The sequence below is a fragment of the Crateriforma spongiae genome (genome assembly GCF_012290005.1).
GTDB lineage: Bacteria > Planctomycetota > Planctomycetia > Pirellulales > Pirellulaceae > Crateriforma > Crateriforma spongiae.
In genome coordinates, this window is sequence record NZ_JAAXMS010000008.1 from 230,636 (window position 1) to 247,510 (window position 16,875).

The window sequence follows — 16,875 nt, forward strand, 5'->3', positions numbered from 1 at the left end:
GCGTCGGCACGACGCAGGTCGGGGGAACGGCCCTAAAGATCGCGTTGGACGGTCGGATTCCGGATTTTTGTTTCTGTGTTCGATCGTGACGGTTTAAATTTTCGATCATGACTGCTGCCATGTCTGTTGATGCTGCACAACTGTCCGCGACCGATGATTCGGTTGAATTTCCCTATCGCGCGATCAGTCCTTGGGCGATCATGTCGATCGTGTTTGCCTTCTTGGCGTTGGTCGGCATCTTGTGGTGGCCTGTGCTGGGAATGGCGGCATTGGGCCTGGCCGCGTCGGTGCTGGCGCTGCGGATGATCGGCCGTTATCCCGACGAATACAGCGGCAAATTGCTGGCGATGATCGGGCTGGCGGTCAACGGACTGATGCTTGCGGGCGTGGGATCGCTGCACGCGTATTGGTACATGACCGAGGTGCCCGACGGTTATACGCGAGTCCATTTTTACGAGCTGCAGCAACCCGAAAGCGAATCGGACATGCCGGCCGATAAAGCTTTTGAGATTGACGGGGAGAAGGTTTTTTTGAAGGGTTACATCCACCCGTCCTCCGGCAGCGGAATGCTTCGTCAATTCATCCTGGTTCCCGACTTGGGCACTTGCTGTTTCGGCGGACAACCGGTCAGCAGCGACATGATTGAAGTGACGCTCAAGGGCGGGCAGACCGTTCGTGCCGGTTTCCTGAAACAGAAACTGGCCGGCGAGTTCCAGTTGAACCGAACGCCGCGTGAAATCGCCGACTTTGACAACCAAGTGTTGTATCGAATGAAGGTCGACCAAATCCGCTGAACCTCGTCATCCGTACACCGCGATCCCAGGTTTTTGTTGTGCAGCCGAACATTGTCCCGACCTCGATCGCGTCCCTGGCACGCCAAGCCGCGGGCATTCGCTGGAACCTGCTGGCCGCTTGTTTGACCCTGACGGCCGGATTGTGGGCTGCCGCGACGGTGAGCGCCGAGGACCAATCCCGCCCCTCACGCGCGGCCATTCGCGGTGCCCAGGTGGACGATGAGGGACGCGAGCTGGCGGAAGATCGCAAGAGCAGTCAGGCGCGGTTGGCCAAAGGCGATATCAACTTCGACGACTTGAAGTTTGATATCGAAAAAGGTGAAACCTTTGACGAAAAACAATTGACCGATCGTGTCAAATTTCTGAACGGACGAAGCGTCGAACTGCGCGGCTATATCTTGCCCAGCACACTGTTCCGGATGACCAACATCGATCAGTTCGTTTTGGTACGTGACAACCAAGAATGTTGCTTCGGACCCGGCGCGGCGCTTTTTGATTGTGTGATGGTCAAGATGACCGATGGCAACACCACCGACTTTGTCACTCGTCCGGTGACCGTGCGGGGCAAATTCAAGATCGATGCCAAGTCCTATCGCTACCCCGGCGGTCGCGGACCCGACGGTGCCAGCCACTTGGCCGTGTTTGAAATCGAAGGCGTCGAAGTCCGCTAGCGACTTGTGGTTTTCTCATCGTTGCCTCTGGCTGCTGCGAAAGCATCGTCGCAACACGCAACTTTCGCGAAGCCAATGGCGACGATCAAAACCAGCAGCCCGATAGACCGCCTCCAGGCGTCCGTGCATTCGCTGATTCATTGAAATCAGGCGGACCAGCCCGGTTTTGGTTCGCGGTGCACCGTGGTGTCGACGCCTTCGCGCAACCGTTCGATCGCGTCGCTGACCTTTTCGATCTTCGCGGCATCGGTCATTGGGATTAGCGCCAGACGGAATGAGACGCATTCACCCGGTTCCAACGTGACGACGCGACCTTGTCCGGTTTCGAACTCGCGGGTGTTGGGCAAATTGGTTGCCGGTTCCAAACCGGTCACGTAACCATCGTTTTCCGACGACGTGTTCTTCCAGGTCACGAAGTAGGGCAGGGTCTTGGTCGCAAAGTCAACGGCAAGCGCCTTGTCGCGATCGGCCGAACACAGCATCGCGGTGGTGTGCCCGTTGTCGTCGGCTTGCAACTGGCTGAAATACACCCGTTCGCCATAACCAGCCGTGGGCGGACCGAATTGATTCCATTGGTCGATCTCGCCGGCAGACAGATCATCTTTGCCGGCCAATTCAACGGTCGGGGCGTCCAACGTCGCACCTTCGCCCAAGACGGGTGGACCGACGTTGATGTGATAAAGCATCTGTGCCGTGGCGGCTTTATCCAGCTCGTTGGTCACGTCATCCAACAGATCCACTCGTGTCGACCCGGCATGCATGCGAATACGACTTCGCAGGCGCAATCGCTTGAAGAACAGACGGCTTTCCAACATTTCACCGATCAAGTCCAGACGTCCGGACGCTTCGTCAAACTCGATCGACAACGAATCGGCCGGCAAGTTGGCGATCCGGCCGTGCAGCGGATACACCAGATGGCCCGCATCGTCGTGTTGGGGTGCGCCATTGCTTTCCAACCCACAACGTGCGACCAGTTCGTCGAAACCTTCCAGCCAACCCAACCCGCTGGGATCGAACACGGGAACATGTTGGGGATGAACCGGGCCTTCGACCGGGGATCGCCAACCGAAACGAGTCCCACCGACTTCGATTTCCCAAATGCCCATTCCGCGACTGGGCAAGACGCGCACAATTGCCGCACCGGTGTCGATTTCAACGATTTCGACCCCGTCGCTGCGGCCACCGACGAACCGACCCAGGCGTGTCACGATGTCGCCCTGACGCGTGTTGACCGTCATCGAAAGCGGCGAATCCGGGTCCCATCGGATGGAATCCGATCGGTTTTCTAGCGAACGCAATGGCTGGGATTCTGTTGTCATCTTGGTCTTTCGGGAATGTGCTGCACCGGTGTGCGTTCTTGTACCCAGAACAGGCAGTGAATAAAACGGTCGTTTCGGGTTGCGCCAAACGCCCCTTCCGCCGAACGCGAACCCTGCTTGGCGTCCCCCTGGATCCTGCCCAAAGCGATCGGCAACCGACATTCAATACCAGACCGGAACCATGAGCCAGATCAAGTTAGACGAAGGTTTGATTTCAAGCGACAACGTGGCCGCCATCTTGGACCGCGCCATGGACGCAGGCGATGGATTGCTGCGGCTGACCCCGACCTGGGTGCCACGTTCGTTTCTGCATCCCGGACGACGGATCAAACTGCACCCCAACGACTACTATCGCTTCGGCGCCCAACGCGGTGGGATCGATGAACGATGGTTCGGCAGCACGACCGAGGCGGCAAACGATGGTCGCGTCTGGCACGAAGGGCTCAGCATGTGCCTGTTCGAAGGCCAACAATTTTTGCTGCGGGACGCCGTTGCCGAACAGGGCGATCGACTGATCGGCAAAGACATGTTTGCGAAGTATGACCGTTGGCCCGTGTATTCGAAATTCTTCGACAACATGGGGCCGATCCCGCACCACATGCACCAGACCTTCGAGGACGCCAAACTGGTCGGCCAAGAAGGCAAACCGGAAAGTTATTACTTTCCGCCCCAACTGAACAACGTCGACAACAACTTCGCATACACGTTCATGGGGTTGGAACCCGGCACGCAACCCGAAGACGTCCGTCGGTGTTTGGAACGTTGGGACGACGGCGATAACGGCATCTTGGATCTCAGTCGCGCCTATCGATTGCAGCGTGGTACCGGTTGGCTGATCCCGCCGGGTGTTTTGCACGCACCGGGTTCACTGTGCACCTATGAACCGCAGTGGGGCAGCGACGTGTTCGGCATGTACCAATCAATCGTCGAAGGCCGCTACGTCCCCTGGGACTTGTTGGTCAAAGACATGCCGGAGGAAAAACATCGCGACTTGGATTTCATCGTCGGCCAGCTGGATTGGGACAAGAATGTCGACACCCATTTCAAGCAAAGCAATTTCTTGCAACCCGTTCGCGACGAATCACGCAGCGGCGATGGATACGAAGACCTGTGGATCGTCTATGGGACTGTCGACGGACGTCAATTGTTCAGCGCAAAAGAGTTGACCATCCAGCCAGGTGCGAAGTGCAAACTGCAAGACCCCGGTGCAAGCAGTTGGATCACCGTCCAAGGACGCGGACGGATGGGCAATTTGGATCTGCAGACCCCCGCGATGATTCGCTTCGGTGAACACACGACCGACGAAGTCTTCATCTCTCACACCGCGGCGACCGCCGGTGTGGAAATCGAAAACACCGGCAGCGAACCGTTGGTCGGTCTGCGATACTTTGGTCCCGACACCCACGAAAACCTTCCCTCCGCCGGCAGCTGAAACGCGAATTCGATAGAAAGCGAGCACAACGATGACTGATCATCCCAATCAATTTCCCAAACTGCACAACGCGGCATGGCCGGGGGTCGTGGGCAAAGGCGACGACGACGCCAACCCGGTGATCGAACTGGACGAAATGCTGGATCTGACCGCAGCCGCCCAAGTCGATGGACGCAAATTCGATGGCGTTGACATCTTTTTGTACGATCCACACATCTCGATCGATTCCACTGACGAACAGTTGGAAGATGTCGCCCGCCGGGTCAAAGAACGCGGACTGGTGATCGGCAGCGTCGTCGCACCGGTTTGGGGACCGACCGGCGGTGGCCCTGCCGGCGGCACCAAGGACGACATCGAAGCCTTTCTGACGCAGGTCCGCAAAGGCTGTAGCGTTGCCAAACGTTTGACCGAGATCGGGATTCGACCCTACGGCGTGGTGCGTTTGGATTCGGCCATGCCCGTGGCCGATTGGATCAAAGATCCGCACGCCAACCAGTCGCGCATCGCCGACACGTTCAAAGCGGCCGCGGACATCGCCGAAGAATACGACCAACGTTTGGCCGCCGAAGGCGAAATCTGCTGGGGCGGTATGCACAGTTGGCGAAAGATGGCCGACCTTTTGGAACGTGTCGGTCACCCTGAACGGTTCGGTTTCCAAGCCGACATGGCGCACACGTTGTTGTACCTGTTGGGCTACAACGCACCGGAAGACGCCATCCTGCCGCAAGACTTTGACTGGAACGACAAAGATCGTTTGGATCATGCGTTCAAGGAATTGACCCACGTCTTGCGTCCATGGACCATTGATTTTCATGTCGCCCAGAACGACGCGTCGGTCCACGGAACGGGCAGCCACGACAAGACAGGACGTCACTGTTTGCCCGATGACCCCAACGGCAAACTAGACATCGCCCATGACGCCGGATACTGGTTGCGTGACGAACACGGTGATGTGCTGACGACGTGTCGACACATCTGTTGGGACGGATGCATGTTCCCCAATGACGTCATGCACAGTGCCGACACGTGGAATCACATCTTGGCCGCCATGCTTAGCGTTCAAGACGCTCACGGCTGGAACGAATAGTTCTCCCACGACCCGACGGATATCGGATCAATCGATCCTTTGCGTCCCGTCTTCGATCATCACCGTTCGGCACCAACGGCCGATCGGTGCATGTTAAAACCTTGCCGAAACGCTCCCACCCATTTCTCCCCGCTCAGCGAACGCACCTGCACCAATGAAAACCTTGAACATCGGCATGATCGGCTACGGCTTCATGGGCCGAACCCACACCAATGGTTACTGCCAGGCGAATCACTTTTTTGATTTGCAGTACAAGCCGGTCCTGAAAGCCGTTTGTGCACGCAACGAGGAAAAGGCGAAGGCGTTTGCCCAGCAATGGGGATACGAATCGGTGGAAACCGATTGGCGAAAGCTGATCGAGCGTGACGACATCGACGCCATCGACGTTTGCACGCCGAACAATTTGCACAAGGAAATTTCCATCGCCGCCGCCAAAGCGGGCAAGATGATCCTGTGCGAAAAGCCGTTGGCAATGAATACGGCCGAAGGCGAAGAAATGTGCAAGGCTGTCGAAGACGCCGGCGTTCGGAACATGGTCTGGTACAACTACCGACGTGTTCCCGCCGTGACGCTGGCCAAACAACTGATCGACCAAGGTCGCTTGGGCAAAATCTTTCATTACCGCGCAAACTTTCTGCAAGACTGGACGATCAACGCGGACGTGCCCCAAGGCGGTGCGGCGACGTGGCGGTTGGATGCCGAAGCGGCCGGAAGCGGCGTGACAGGCGACCTGCTGGCGCACTGTATCGACACCGCCATCTGGCTCAACGGCGGCATCACCGATGTCTCCGCCGTCACGGAAACCTTCGTCAAGGAACGCACCCACGCGGAAACGGGCGAAAAGAAACCCGTCAAGATCGACGACGCATGCAGCTTCTTCTGCCACTTCGATAACGGGTCACTGGGATTGTTCGAATCGACCCGCTACGCCCGCGGCCACAAGGCGCTTTACACGCTGGAAATCAACGGCGAAAAAGCATCGATCCGTTGGGACCTTCACGATCTGCACCGCCTGGAATATTTCGATCACAGCGATGATTCAGTCGTTCGCGGTTGGCGCAGTGTGCACGTGACCGACGGCGATCAGCCCTACATGGGCAACTGGTGGGTACCCGGTCTGCAGATCGGTTACGAACACACCTTCATTCACCAAGTCGCCGATTTCCTGAAGTCGTTGGAGACCGGTGAAGCGATCGGTCCGACCTTCCGCGATGCCCTGGAAACCCAGAAGGTCTGCGACGCTGTCTTGTCCAGTGCCGCCGACCGTGCTTGGAAAAACGTCTAACCGCATTGCCCGGGGCGATACGGTTGGATCACCGATCGGATTCGTTCGATTCTTCGGCGTCGACCGTGATTTCTTGCGGGACGCCGACGGGGACCCCGCGCACCTTCGCATAGCCGCCGATGGCGACCACGACGGCTGCCAATGTCAGCATGATGGTCAACGTCCGACCACGCTGCTGGCGGAGCTTCTGCAGTGCCGCGCTTCGTCCGACCAAGGCCGCGGCTAGAAACATGACGACGAAAGCCAACAACATTTTCGTTCCGATCAGGGCGTGATAGATCCCGTCGCCCCGATGGTCTTCGATCGCACGAATGTAGTTGTAAAAACCGCTGATCAAAAACAGCAAAATACCGGCGTGGACAAATCGTTTCCAACGGTCGGCGACCGCCGCACGCAACGCCTGATGCGACTCGTCGGGAATCTGTGACGCGGCGGGCATCAGCACCAACGCGGTGAATGCGCTGCCGCCGATCAAGACGATCGCCGTGCCGACGTGGGTGATGCGTGAGATGACATCCAGGATTTCCACAGCAACTCCGCCGGGTATCGGGTTCGAAAAAGACGGCCGTAACGGCCAATTCAAGGATCCAGTGTCGTGTCATCGTAGTGGCTTGCCGAGTGCCGCTGCAGGGGCGATCGACCACACCGATGCTCGGCCCGATCTGGATTACAATCAAGTGTCGATCCCACTGTTAACAATGACATCCTCGGTGCACAGAATCGTCGTGCGTAAAACTGTCGTGGCCTAAACCTTCGTGCCAGGAACCGCGGCGTCACCATGTCCTGGAATGCTGCCCGCCCTTGGCGATCCCAAACCGTGATAGTGACAGGTACTTTGACCTCCATACGCTCATCCATGCTCACACGTTTGAACCCGACGACATTTCTGCCCGGCATTCTGGGTGGGCTTTCTTTATGGATCAGCTTGACCGGCAGTTTGGTCGACCCACTGGGCGTTTCGCGCAGCGCATCCGCCGAAGATCGAATCAACGTCGTGTGGATCATCGCCGATGACTTGGGCCCCGAACTGGGCTGCTATGGGTATCCATCGGTCCAGACGCCGAACATCGATCGGCTTGCCCACGAAGGCCGGCGATACACTCATGCGTTTGCCACCGCACCGGTATGTTCCTCCTCACGCACCGCATTTCAAACCGGCCACTACCAAACCACCGTTGGCGGTCATCACCACAACACTCGTGACAAGCAACCGTTGCCCGACGGCATCACGACGGTGACGCAGCAGATGCAAAAGGCTGGTTACTTTGTTTGCAACGGTAGCGGAAAGGCGGGCGACAAAAAGTTCGCCAAGTCACACCTGAATTTTCAATACCAACCTCACGCGTTCTTTGACGGTGCCGATTGGTCGCAACGACGTCCCGGACAACCGTTCTTTGCACAGGTGCAAATCAAGGAGCCTCATCGCACGTTCGTCCAGCGGGATCGCGAATATCCAAATGTGCCGATACCACCGTATTATCCCGACCATCCGATCACCCGCGCCGATTGGGGAAACTACTTGGCCAGCATCGAAATGCTGGACCGAAAAGTCGGTGCCGTGCTGAAGCGTCTGGATGACGAGGGATTGACGGACAACACGCTGGTGATTTTCACCGGTGATCATGGTCGACCACATGTGCGTGCCAAACAGTGGTTGTATGAAGGCGGATTACACGTGCCACTGATTCTGCGATGGCCCGGTCGTATTGCGGCAAAGGAGGTCAGCGACGACTTGGCGTCTCTGCTGGACCTGATGCCGACGACTCTGGCCGCCGCGAACGCCGATGTTCCCGAACTCCCGGGACGCAATCTTCTGGATCCGAACGCCTCCGGCCATGACGTCTTGTTCGCCGCACGGGATCGATGCGGCGATGCCATCGACCGAATCCGTTCGGTGCGAACCAAGGATTTCAAATATATCCGCAATTTCCACCCAGAATTGCCCTACATGCAGCACAGCGGATACAAGCGTTTGCAGTACCCCGTGGATACCTTGATGCGTGTCTTGCACCAGCGTGGTGAATTTGATTCGCCCTTCATGGCGAATCGTCGACCAACCGAAGAACTGTACGACTTGCGGACCGACCCGCATGAACAGCACAACCTGGCCGACGATCCACAGTATGCGACCCAGTTGATTCGACTTCGCCAGTTGGTCGACCAATGGATCGTTCGCACCGACGACCAGGGACGGTTGGATGAATCCGTCAATGTGGACATGGATGCGTTGATGAAAGAAAAACGCCGGTGGTATGAACAGTCCCTTCGCAAACGCGGTTTAGATCCGGGCCTGTCGGACGAAGAATATTTGCAATGGTGGAATGACTACCTGCACGCCGAGCGATCAAAATGATGCGATCCTCTTTGGTGAATCACGTCGGTATGGTTGACATCAATATGCGTTTATCGTCTGACCAAGTTCGACCGCTCGTTGACATGTTTGTTCCGCTCGTCATCGTGATCGGCGGCCTATTGTTTGCCGGTGTGGATCGTGTCTGCGTCGCCGGGGATGCAAAGGGGTTGCCCAACATCGTGGTCATCTATGGTGACGACATCGGGTACGGCGACTTTGGTTGTTACGGCGGAACCGGGGCCGACACAGCAAACATCGACGCCCTGGCCGACGGCGGCATGCGATTCACGTCCGCGTACTGCACGGCGGCGACGTGCACGCCGTCACGCTATTCCTTGTTGACCGGACAGTATGCGTTTCGAAATCAGGCTGCGAAGATCCTTCCGGGCAATGCACCCCTGATCATTGATACCGATCGACCCAATCTTGCCAGCTTCCTGCGATCGGTCGGATATCGCACGGGTTTGGTCGGCAAGTGGCACTTGGGATTGGGACACGCCGACCGTCCACTGGACTGGAACGGCAAGATTGCACCTGGTCCCGCCGAAGTCGGATTCGATGAATCGTTCAACATGGCCGCCACCGCTGATCGAGTCCCGTCGGTGTACATCCGCGACGGGCGCGTCGTGAACTTGGATCCCAATGATCCCATTGGTGTGAACTATCAATCCAAGATCGGCGATGAACCGACCGGACGATCACACCCTGAATTGCTGAAGGTCCAAGCCGATGATCAGCATTCCTGCACGATCGTCAACGGCGTCAGCCGCATCGGATACATGACCGGTGGAAAAGCGGCCCGCTTCAAGGACGAAGACATGGCCGATACGTACTTGAACGAGGCAATCGACTTTGTCCGCAGGAACAAAGACCAACCGTTCTTTTTGTACTACGCCCCCAACGAAAACCATGTTCCTCGCGTCATTCACCCAAGATTCGCAGGATCATCTGGCCTTGGACCACGTGGTGACGCTCTGATGGTGTTCGATTGGTGCGTCGGCCGGTTCGTTGAAACACTACGCAGCGAAGGTTTGGAACAGAACACGTTGATCATTCTGTCATCCGACAACGGCCCCGTGTTGTTCGATGGGTACTGGGACGGCGCGATCAACAGAACAGGGGACCACCGAGCCGCCGGTCCCTGGCGTGGCGGAAAGTACAGTCGATGGGAAGGCGGCACGCGGATGCCCTTGATCACCTATTGGCCCGGTACGATATCGCCCGGCGTTTCTGATGCCTTGATCAGCCAAGTCGATTTGTTCCGGTCCATCGCTGCACTGATCAAGATGCCATTTCCCGATAACGCCGCAATGGATGGTCAAGACGTCTCCGCGGCCCTGTTAGGTCATACCGATCAAGGTCGCGACTTCGTCATCCAAGAAGCTTTAACCCAGTTGGCCGTGCGACAAGGCGACTGGAAATACTTGCCGCCGGGAAGCATTACCGAGCGTGGTGGCATCGACCAATGGAAATCAATCACCGTCGATGAACCGGGCTGGTTGTTCAACCTTGCCGATGACCCAGGCGAATTGAAGAACGTTGCCACGGATCACCCCGATAAGGTTGCACAGTTACGCCGTATCATCGCCGACGTGGCGCCGGAAAAAGTGATCGGTGCCGAAGGGTTGAATAAAAAGCAGCTCGGTTTCTAGCGAGATTCATCATGTATCGACCGTGGTTACTTCTGGGCGTTTTGGCACTCGTTTCAACCGAGGCATTGGCGGCAGACCGCCCCAATATCGTTCTGTTCTTTGTCGATGATCTTGGCTGGAGCAATCTGGGATATCGCCAGCCGGATCAGTTCGACACGCCGAATATCGATTTGCTTGCTCAACAGGGGATCGATTTACAACAAGTCTACGTCGCCAGTCCAACCTGCAGCCCCAGTCGCGCCACGTTGTTGACCGGACAACACCCGGCACGCTTGCAAATGGTTCGCCACATCCCTGGCGGTCCAAAGCATCCGGATTTTGATAAGTTCGGCCGCACCGATGTCGAATTCAACCTGTGGCCCGGCGACCCCGCACAATTCCCCTGCCGCAATTGGTTGCCGCTGGAACATGTCACGTATGCGGAAGCTTTGAGTGATCTGGGATATTACAACCTGTTTGTCGGAAAGTGGCATTTGGGCCACGAACCCTATCATCCCATCCACCAAGGTTTTGATCGTCAAATCGGTACCAGCAACTTTGGTCATCCCAAAGGATACTATCCGCCATATGCGCCCAACGGTGAAGTCTTTCCCGATGCCAAAACACAATACCTGACCGATCGTATCACCGACGAAACGGTTCAGTTCATCTCGGACTATTCGATCGATCAACCGCTGATGATCTCGTTGTGGTACTACAACGTGCATACACCCAGCCAAGGGCCGAGCGAACTGGTGCCCAAGTACCAGGGACGCGAAGGTTTGGACGGCAAACGCGCCGAATACGCCGCTCAAGTCGCCGCCGTTGATCGGTCGGTCGGACGCGTGCGAAAGGCGTTGGCCGACAAAGGAATCGACGACAATACCCTGATCATCTTCACGTCAGATCAAGGCAGTTTTTTCGAATGGGAACCGTATCGCGGTGGCAAGCGTGTTGACACCTTGTGCGAAGGCGGTGCTCGGGTTCCGATGATCTTCCACTGGCCCAGTGTTATCGCTGAAGGCGCGGTGAATGAAAGTATCGTTCAAACCACGGATTTGTTTCCGACGCTGGTTGAATTGGCCGGAGGTGATGCGTCGTCGTATGACAACTTGGATGGAATCTCGTTAATGCCGATTCTGCGAGACAATGTGACGATCCAGCGCAACGAACCGATTTTCGGCTATCGGGCTTACGAAGACCTGTATGCATCGGTCCGTGACGGTGATTGGAAACTGCTGGTCAACCGCAGCGGTCAGGTCGCTTTGTACAACGTCGTGAAAGATCGAAGCGAACAACATGACCTGTCCAAAAAGCGTCCTAAGATCACCGAAGAACTGAAACGCGAACTCTGGCGATGGGAAAACAGGGTGGGTGTGGCCCAGTTTTCCGGAATCAGTCCGTGATCGAAAACCAGACGAAAACCAACTGCATTCAAGGCTATCGCAGATAGCTAGTTACCGATCCGCTTGGCTTTCTGGGCCGCACCGTTTTGGTGGAGTGTCAAAGCATGCGCCGGACCTTTTCCGGGCCGCAGGTGGAACTCCAACGTCGCCTTGACTGAACGGTACGACCAACGCGTCGGTGAATCCGCAAAGACCTCTTGTGTTGGCTGGTTGGTGATCCCCACCATCATTCGCCCATTGCGATATCGAACGTCAAAAACAAAGTTCGGATTCAGTTGATAACGACCCACCAATCGTTCCGGTTTGACCTTCCCAAGATCCGGTGAATGAGATTCAAACAGATGACCGGTCATCGCATCGCAAGCGGTGAACGCTTGAGATTGTCCTGAATTGGTGCAGACGATTGTGGCAATGTCCGATTCAGGAACCACCCAGATCAACGCAAAGAAATTCGTATTGCTTCCGGCGTGATTCCAACCGGGACCCAGCGACGTCGGAGCACAGATCCAACCACACGCGTATTTTGTTCCCGGTCCTGATTCGACCAACGGTTCGTGCAGATGATCGAATGCTTCCTGCGTTTCTAATACGGGTTTGGGATCGCCCGCCAGATGCCACCGCGCGTACTTGGCATAATCATCAAGTGCGATGTGTATCGTCCCGCATGAAGCGTAGACGGTCGGATTCTCTGCACCCCGTATTCTCGGATCGATTGGCGAACCGTCGGCCTTGTGCCCCCAAAGCATCGGCGGTTTCATTTGTTTGGCTGTGGCAAGTGATCGAAACTCGGCCGATGTCATTTCTAGCGGGTCGAACACGTGCTTCTTCATCAGTGTTTCGAACGGTTCGCCCGCACGCGTTTCCAACATTGCGGCGACGACCGCATAGCCCAAATTTGAATACAGGTATTGTCCACGGTCGCCCGTCGGTGGCTTGGACAAGACGATTCCCAGCATTCGGCGGCGCTCCAGCGCGGGAGCGCGAGTTTCGGCAAAGAACCCGGCCCAGGCTTCCGGTGACAAATCGCTGATGTTGGCCGGCAGTCCGCTTTGGTGCGACAGCAGGTCGTCAATGGCGACGGCTTTCAACTTGGGATGAATATGCTGATCGGTCGCCTTAGGCCAAACCTGTCCGATGGTCGTGTTCCATTGAATCTTTCCAGCTTCCACCAAGACCGCAGCCAAGGTCGCCGTCATCGATTTGGTGTTCGAACCGATCGCGAATCGGTCCGTCGGCTGAACCTGGTCGCTTGTCCCTCGTTTGCGTACTCCCCAACGTGCGGTTTGCAGCGCCCCTTTTGAATTGACAACGGCTACCGTCATCGCAGGGAGATCGTGCTTTCGACAGATCTCGCCGATTTTCGCTTCCAATTTGGCCTGCGATGGTTGGGCATCGGCCGTCGGTATTGTCAGAAGCGACATCCCAAGCAGAAATGTTGCTGCCGATGTGAACCGACGGGGGACGACGACGCTGATTCCGATTCTTGGCATGGATGGGGTTTCCCCGGTTGAATAAATAGCTCGGAAAGCACTCAACACAGATGCTGGCGAATCGTCATCCGGCGATTGATCGACGATTGGTTTGCATATCGAAGTTCTTCAACGCCATCGAACCGCTGTCTGATCACCGAAGAACAGCGGATGTTGAATCACTCGTCTAGGATCTGTTGTCGCCGCAGTGCAACTTCCGCTTTCAGTCGATCTGCTTTTGTGGACAAGACGTCGGTCTGTTGGGTCGTACCGTTTGCAAACCGTGCTTCCAGCAGCTTTTCATAGGCCTGCAAGTTGTCGACCAACTGTTGGTAAAGTTTCAGTCGTTCGGACCGCGTTGTGGCCAAGTCTAACTCGGCTTGAAGCAAATCGTTTTGAACCTGGATCAACTGGCGATGCTCGGCGCGTCCCACCAGATAAGATTCGTTCACAATTTCGACCAGCGATTTGAATGTATCCCGTCGCTCGGTCAAGAGTTTACGAATGACGGGATCCATGTCATCCGTGCTATCGATTCTGGCCTCGCGGTCGCTTGATTGATTGTCGGCGTCTGAATGCTGTATCACAAACAGGCCGACGGTGGTGACAATCAAGATGGACATGATCATCCGCAAATGCATGACAATTTCCTCTAAAATGATTCGAGTCGGCCTCGTTGATATCGCCAATCTAACGTATCGTTCGACTCGTCAACGCTAGTCTTGGCTTTCGGATGTGGTGCATTCCGCCTGGTTGCCCTACCGCGACGGGGCGTCTGTACTAGCGTTCAGTTTGTCTGGAAGGGCGGTGATTCGAGTCCCCCGATTTATCGGAACACCTAACCTGTTGAAGCCATTGCAGTCGATTACGGCCGATCTTTCTTTTTGCAGTTCGTGAGTGCTCTTATGCCATCGCCCGACTGGAATGCTCGATTTTCGGAAAGCGAGTATGCGTACGGAACGGAACCGAATGAATTTCTGGTCCAACAGGCTTTCCGCGTGTCGGGCCCCGTTCTTTCAATCGCCGAAGGCGAGGGACGCAACGCCGCGTATCTGGCCAGCAACGGGCACCATGTTCATGCAGTTGATGGTTCCGCAGTCGGACTTGCAAAAGCCGTCAAACTGGCCGATCAATATGGCGTGCAAATTTCAACCGAAGTTTCTGATCTGAGCGACTACGAACCAGCCGAAAACGCTTTCAGATCCATCATTTCGATTTACGCGCACTTGGACGGGTCCATTCGTCGACGGCTGTATCCGCTGCTTGCCAAAGCCCTCAAGCCTGGAGCCATCTTGATCCTAGAGGCCTATTCGGAGAATCAGATTGGTCGTGGGACGGGAGGTCCGGGCGATGTCGACTTGCTGATGTCATGCAGCAAGATCGAGAATGAATTTGTGGGTCTCGAAACCGTTTGCTTGCACGAAATTGAACGCGAGGTTCACGAAGGGAAGTTCCACACCGGCATGGCATCCGTCATCCAGTACGTGGGGCGAAAAGCATAATGATACGGGATCAAACCCCAATGGCTGGTCTGCCATCGCGATGGTCGCAGACCATTTCCAGCGAATTTGCAGCGATATCATGCATGGCAATCGGCATGACGATCATCGGTTCCGTTGTCCTGTCGCCATGAAAATCCTGGCATCCGGAATGCGTTCAAACGGGGCAAAAATGGATCGCGATGGATCGGAACGCGTCGGCTTTCCCGGTGGCGGGTTCGCTATCATGCTAGGGGCGGAATTTGTATGGCAATGATCTTATCATGAGTGAAAGACAATGCGAGAAATACTCGCCCCTTGAAGCACATTCAATCGCATCCTGATGAATTTCAAAGAAGAAGTTCCCGAAATTGATCCCCCTTGGACTCAACGGGAAGAGCTGAATGCGGCGCTGTTGCGGCGTTGGCTGAAGGCGGGATGGGAAGCCAACGACAGCTCGTTGGTCGACGAACATTTTCATCCGGAATGTATCATCAGCGGTCTGGCGCCGGAGGTGATCGAAGGCCTGGACGAAATGCGGGTCACCCATCGTGCGATGTGCGCGCGATTGCAACACCGCACCGCCACGATTCAATTCCTGTTGATGCGGGGCGACCAATTTTCGGCTGCCATGGAGTTCGAAGGACGTCAGCGCGATGCGAACTTGGATGTCGCGATGGAAGTCTGCTGCTTCGGAACGATGCGGAACGGGCTGATTTACAGGGCACATAATATCATCGATTACACGGGGCTGTACGCGAAGCTGGGACTGTTGGATCTTGGCAAACTTGCCGAACACTTTGGCTGAATCACGCGTCGTCCGGCAGGTGATTCGCGCGGATGCAATCTCAAGCGAACGGAATCGTGTACCATGATCGTTACGGTTGCGGCAAACGCAGTTCGTCCCGGGAAACCAGGATGGGGTTCAATGCCGGATCTAATCGCCAGCGCCGACAATCACGCAATCACGAACGACCACGCCCAGGATCTGACCCGATGGAATTGACCGCAACGCCCGTGCCCGAGCGCCGCAGGGTCACCAGTACGGCGATTGAATCGCTGCTTGATATTGCCGCCATTGTCATCCTCTGTTTGGGCGTTGCGGCATCGATCACGGTGTTGGCATGGGTCGGGATCGTGGGTCTCGGCATGGCTTGCTGGTTGATCCTGGGATCATTTTTGAACTGGTTGGTGTTCCGGGCATTGGCCGAAGTCATCCGCCTGTTGAAGCGATCGGTGGATCTGGACTATGCCGGTCGTATTTCCGGGTCGTACGTCGACACAGTGATGACCTGCAGCAACTGCGGCGCGATTCTACGGTCTGATGTCTGTTGTGATTCCTGCGGCGCACGACTGACAAAGGTCGACCCCAAGGATTGATCCGTCATTGACCAAGGAGCAGTCGAAGTGAATATCTTCGTTTCACTATACAAGCTCTGTGGCTATCCCATGGAATGAGGGTTGCCGGCGATGGATTCGAACCCAACCAACTCGCGATTTCTGGGAATGGCGACCGTCGCCATGGTCGCCGCGTTTCCCTTCCTATGCCAGTTTTCAGAAGTGATGTTTGCAGTCGGTAACTCGATCGCCGTGCAAGTGATTCGAACCGGAATCTGCTGGCTTTGTGCATTGATGATTTGGCGTGGTTCGAAGGGGTTTCGGATCGGTACATCGGTGATTGCCCTCTTGCTCGCGCTCGTCATCGCGCTGACGCTTTTATTGACGTCTCTATTCAACACCGATCCTACGCCGCAACGAATCATCACGCTGGTATTCATGGTCTATCTCGCGATCTGCGGTGGCCTGCTTTTACACCCATCGACGGCAAAATTTCAAACCGCCCAGCGTACAAAACGAACGTGACGCAAAACAAAGAGGACGGGGGGAATTTTCACGGGGTGGCGGTGTTGAAAAGGCGATATTGCGGGGAGCCCCTTGGTATCGGACCAC

The 16,875-nt window shown here is 56.1% G+C and carries 16 protein-coding genes; 12 read left to right on the top strand and 4 right to left on the bottom strand.

From position 1 onward, the window contains the following. Positions 1–119 precede the first annotated feature (119 nt). Together HFP54_RS20655 and HFP54_RS26250 are read left to right on the top strand one after the other, a co-directional pair. Entirely contained in the window at positions 120–794 is a 675-nt protein-coding gene (locus HFP54_RS20655) for a DUF3299 domain-containing protein (RefSeq protein ID WP_146416416.1), read from the top strand. Between the two features lie 128 nt (positions 795–922). Then, entirely contained in the window at positions 923–1,465 is a 543-nt protein-coding gene (locus tag HFP54_RS26250; RefSeq protein WP_390657962.1) for a DUF3299 domain-containing protein, read from the top strand. A 146-nt stretch (positions 1,466–1,611) separates the two neighbouring features. On the opposite strand, the gene HFP54_RS20665 is transcribed toward HFP54_RS26250, so the two are convergent. Further along, a complete protein-coding gene (locus HFP54_RS20665) occupies positions 1,612–2,784 on the bottom strand; it encodes an aldose 1-epimerase family protein (protein ID WP_168566611.1) in 1,173 nt (390 codons plus the stop codon). A 181-nt stretch (positions 2,785–2,965) separates the two neighbouring features. On the opposite strand from HFP54_RS20665, the gene HFP54_RS20670 reads away from it, so the two are divergent. The 3 genes from HFP54_RS20670 (at position 2,966) to HFP54_RS20680 (ending at position 6,588) form a co-directional block, all read left to right on the top strand. Next, the gene (locus tag HFP54_RS20670; RefSeq protein WP_146416419.1) at positions 2,966–4,216 is read left to right on the top strand and encodes a cupin domain-containing protein; all 1,251 of its coding nucleotides are present in this window, start codon (positions 2,966–2,968) and stop codon (positions 4,214–4,216) included. Positions 4,217–4,247: 31 nt separating this feature from the next. Beyond that, on the top strand, positions 4,248–5,303 hold the full coding sequence (locus tag HFP54_RS20675) for a sugar phosphate isomerase/epimerase family protein (RefSeq protein WP_146416420.1): 1,056 nt from the start codon (positions 4,248–4,250) through the stop codon (positions 5,301–5,303). Positions 5,304–5,457: 154 nt separating this feature from the next. Further along, entirely contained in the window at positions 5,458–6,588 is a 1,131-nt protein-coding gene (locus HFP54_RS20680) for a Gfo/Idh/MocA family protein (RefSeq protein ID WP_146416421.1), read from the top strand. Positions 6,589–6,616: 28 nt separating this feature from the next. Here HFP54_RS20680 and HFP54_RS20685 read toward each other — a convergent pair whose 3' ends face one another. Further along, complete coding sequence (locus HFP54_RS20685) at positions 6,617–7,117, bottom strand: hypothetical protein (RefSeq protein ID WP_168566612.1); 501 nt, start codon at positions 7,115–7,117, stop codon at positions 6,617–6,619. Positions 7,118–7,444: 327 nt separating this feature from the next. Between HFP54_RS20685 and HFP54_RS20690 the strand changes: the two genes are divergently transcribed. The 3 genes from HFP54_RS20690 (at position 7,445) to HFP54_RS20700 (ending at position 11,978) form a co-directional block, all read left to right on the top strand. Further along, a complete protein-coding gene (locus tag HFP54_RS20690) occupies positions 7,445–8,941 on the top strand; it encodes a sulfatase family protein (RefSeq protein ID WP_168566613.1) in 1,497 nt (498 codons plus the stop codon). Positions 8,942–9,024: 83 nt separating this feature from the next. Then, positions 9,025–10,593, top strand: a complete 1,569-nt coding sequence (locus HFP54_RS20695) for a sulfatase family protein (protein WP_168566614.1) — start codon at positions 9,025–9,027, stop codon at positions 10,591–10,593. Between the two features lie 11 nt (positions 10,594–10,604). Further along, on the top strand, positions 10,605–11,978 hold the full coding sequence (locus tag HFP54_RS20700) for a sulfatase (RefSeq protein WP_168566615.1): 1,374 nt from the start codon (positions 10,605–10,607) through the stop codon (positions 11,976–11,978). Positions 11,979–12,025: 47 nt separating this feature from the next. Here HFP54_RS20700 and HFP54_RS20705 read toward each other — a convergent pair whose 3' ends face one another. Together HFP54_RS20705 and HFP54_RS20710 are read right to left on the bottom strand one after the other, a co-directional pair. Then, entirely contained in the window at positions 12,026–13,468 is a 1,443-nt protein-coding gene (locus HFP54_RS20705) for a serine hydrolase (RefSeq protein WP_315853949.1), read from the bottom strand. Positions 13,469–13,626: 158 nt separating this feature from the next. Beyond that, positions 13,627–14,088, bottom strand: a complete 462-nt coding sequence (locus tag HFP54_RS20710; protein WP_168566617.1) for a TolC family protein — start codon at positions 14,086–14,088, stop codon at positions 13,627–13,629. Positions 14,089–14,352: 264 nt separating this feature from the next. Between HFP54_RS20710 and HFP54_RS20715 the strand changes: the two genes are divergently transcribed. From HFP54_RS20715 to HFP54_RS20730, 4 genes are all read left to right on the top strand, one after another. Continuing rightward, positions 14,353–14,949 (top strand): class I SAM-dependent methyltransferase, encoded by a 597-nt coding sequence (locus HFP54_RS20715; RefSeq protein WP_168566618.1) that lies wholly within the window; start codon positions 14,353–14,355, stop codon positions 14,947–14,949. 319 nt (positions 14,950–15,268) lie between these two features. Beyond that, positions 15,269–15,733, top strand: a complete 465-nt coding sequence (locus HFP54_RS20720; protein ID WP_168566619.1) for a nuclear transport factor 2 family protein — start codon at positions 15,269–15,271, stop codon at positions 15,731–15,733. Positions 15,734–15,921: 188 nt separating this feature from the next. Then, complete coding sequence (locus HFP54_RS20725; protein ID WP_146416430.1) at positions 15,922–16,305, top strand: zinc ribbon domain-containing protein; 384 nt, start codon at positions 15,922–15,924, stop codon at positions 16,303–16,305. Positions 16,306–16,431: 126 nt separating this feature from the next. Then, positions 16,432–16,788, top strand: coding sequence for a hypothetical protein (locus HFP54_RS20730; protein ID WP_146416431.1), 357 nt, complete (start codon positions 16,432–16,434; stop codon positions 16,786–16,788). Positions 16,789–16,875: the final 87 nt, after the last annotated feature.

What these genes read in the sequence shown, in the direction of transcription:
- HFP54_RS20655 (WP_146416416.1), top strand. Translation starts at nt 120, where the DNA reads ATGTCTGTTGATGCTGCACAACTGTCCGCGACCGATGATTCGGTTGAA.
- HFP54_RS20665 (WP_168566611.1), bottom strand. Translation starts at nt 2,784, where the DNA reads ATGACAACAGAATCCCAGCCATTGCGTTCGCTAGAAAACCGATCGGAT.
- HFP54_RS20670 (WP_146416419.1), top strand. Translation starts at nt 2,966, where the DNA reads ATGAGCCAGATCAAGTTAGACGAAGGTTTGATTTCAAGCGACAACGTG.
- HFP54_RS20675 (WP_146416420.1), top strand. Translation starts at nt 4,248, where the DNA reads ATGACTGATCATCCCAATCAATTTCCCAAACTGCACAACGCGGCATGG.
- HFP54_RS20680 (WP_146416421.1), top strand. Translation starts at nt 5,458, where the DNA reads ATGAAAACCTTGAACATCGGCATGATCGGCTACGGCTTCATGGGCCGA.
- HFP54_RS20690 (WP_168566613.1), top strand. Translation starts at nt 7,445, where the DNA reads ATGCTCACACGTTTGAACCCGACGACATTTCTGCCCGGCATTCTGGGT.
- HFP54_RS20695 (WP_168566614.1), top strand. Translation starts at nt 9,025, where the DNA reads ATGTTTGTTCCGCTCGTCATCGTGATCGGCGGCCTATTGTTTGCCGGT.
- HFP54_RS20700 (WP_168566615.1), top strand. Translation starts at nt 10,605, where the DNA reads ATGTATCGACCGTGGTTACTTCTGGGCGTTTTGGCACTCGTTTCAACC.
- HFP54_RS20705 (WP_315853949.1), bottom strand. Translation starts at nt 13,468, where the DNA reads ATGCCAAGAATCGGAATCAGCGTCGTCGTCCCCCGTCGGTTCACATCG.
- HFP54_RS20710 (WP_168566617.1), bottom strand. Translation starts at nt 14,088, where the DNA reads ATGCATTTGCGGATGATCATGTCCATCTTGATTGTCACCACCGTCGGC.
- HFP54_RS20715 (WP_168566618.1), top strand. Translation starts at nt 14,353, where the DNA reads ATGCCATCGCCCGACTGGAATGCTCGATTTTCGGAAAGCGAGTATGCG.
- HFP54_RS20720 (WP_168566619.1), top strand. Translation starts at nt 15,269, where the DNA reads ATGAATTTCAAAGAAGAAGTTCCCGAAATTGATCCCCCTTGGACTCAA.
- HFP54_RS20725 (WP_146416430.1), top strand. Translation starts at nt 15,922, where the DNA reads ATGGAATTGACCGCAACGCCCGTGCCCGAGCGCCGCAGGGTCACCAGT.
- HFP54_RS20730 (WP_146416431.1), top strand. Translation starts at nt 16,432, where the DNA reads ATGGCGACCGTCGCCATGGTCGCCGCGTTTCCCTTCCTATGCCAGTTT.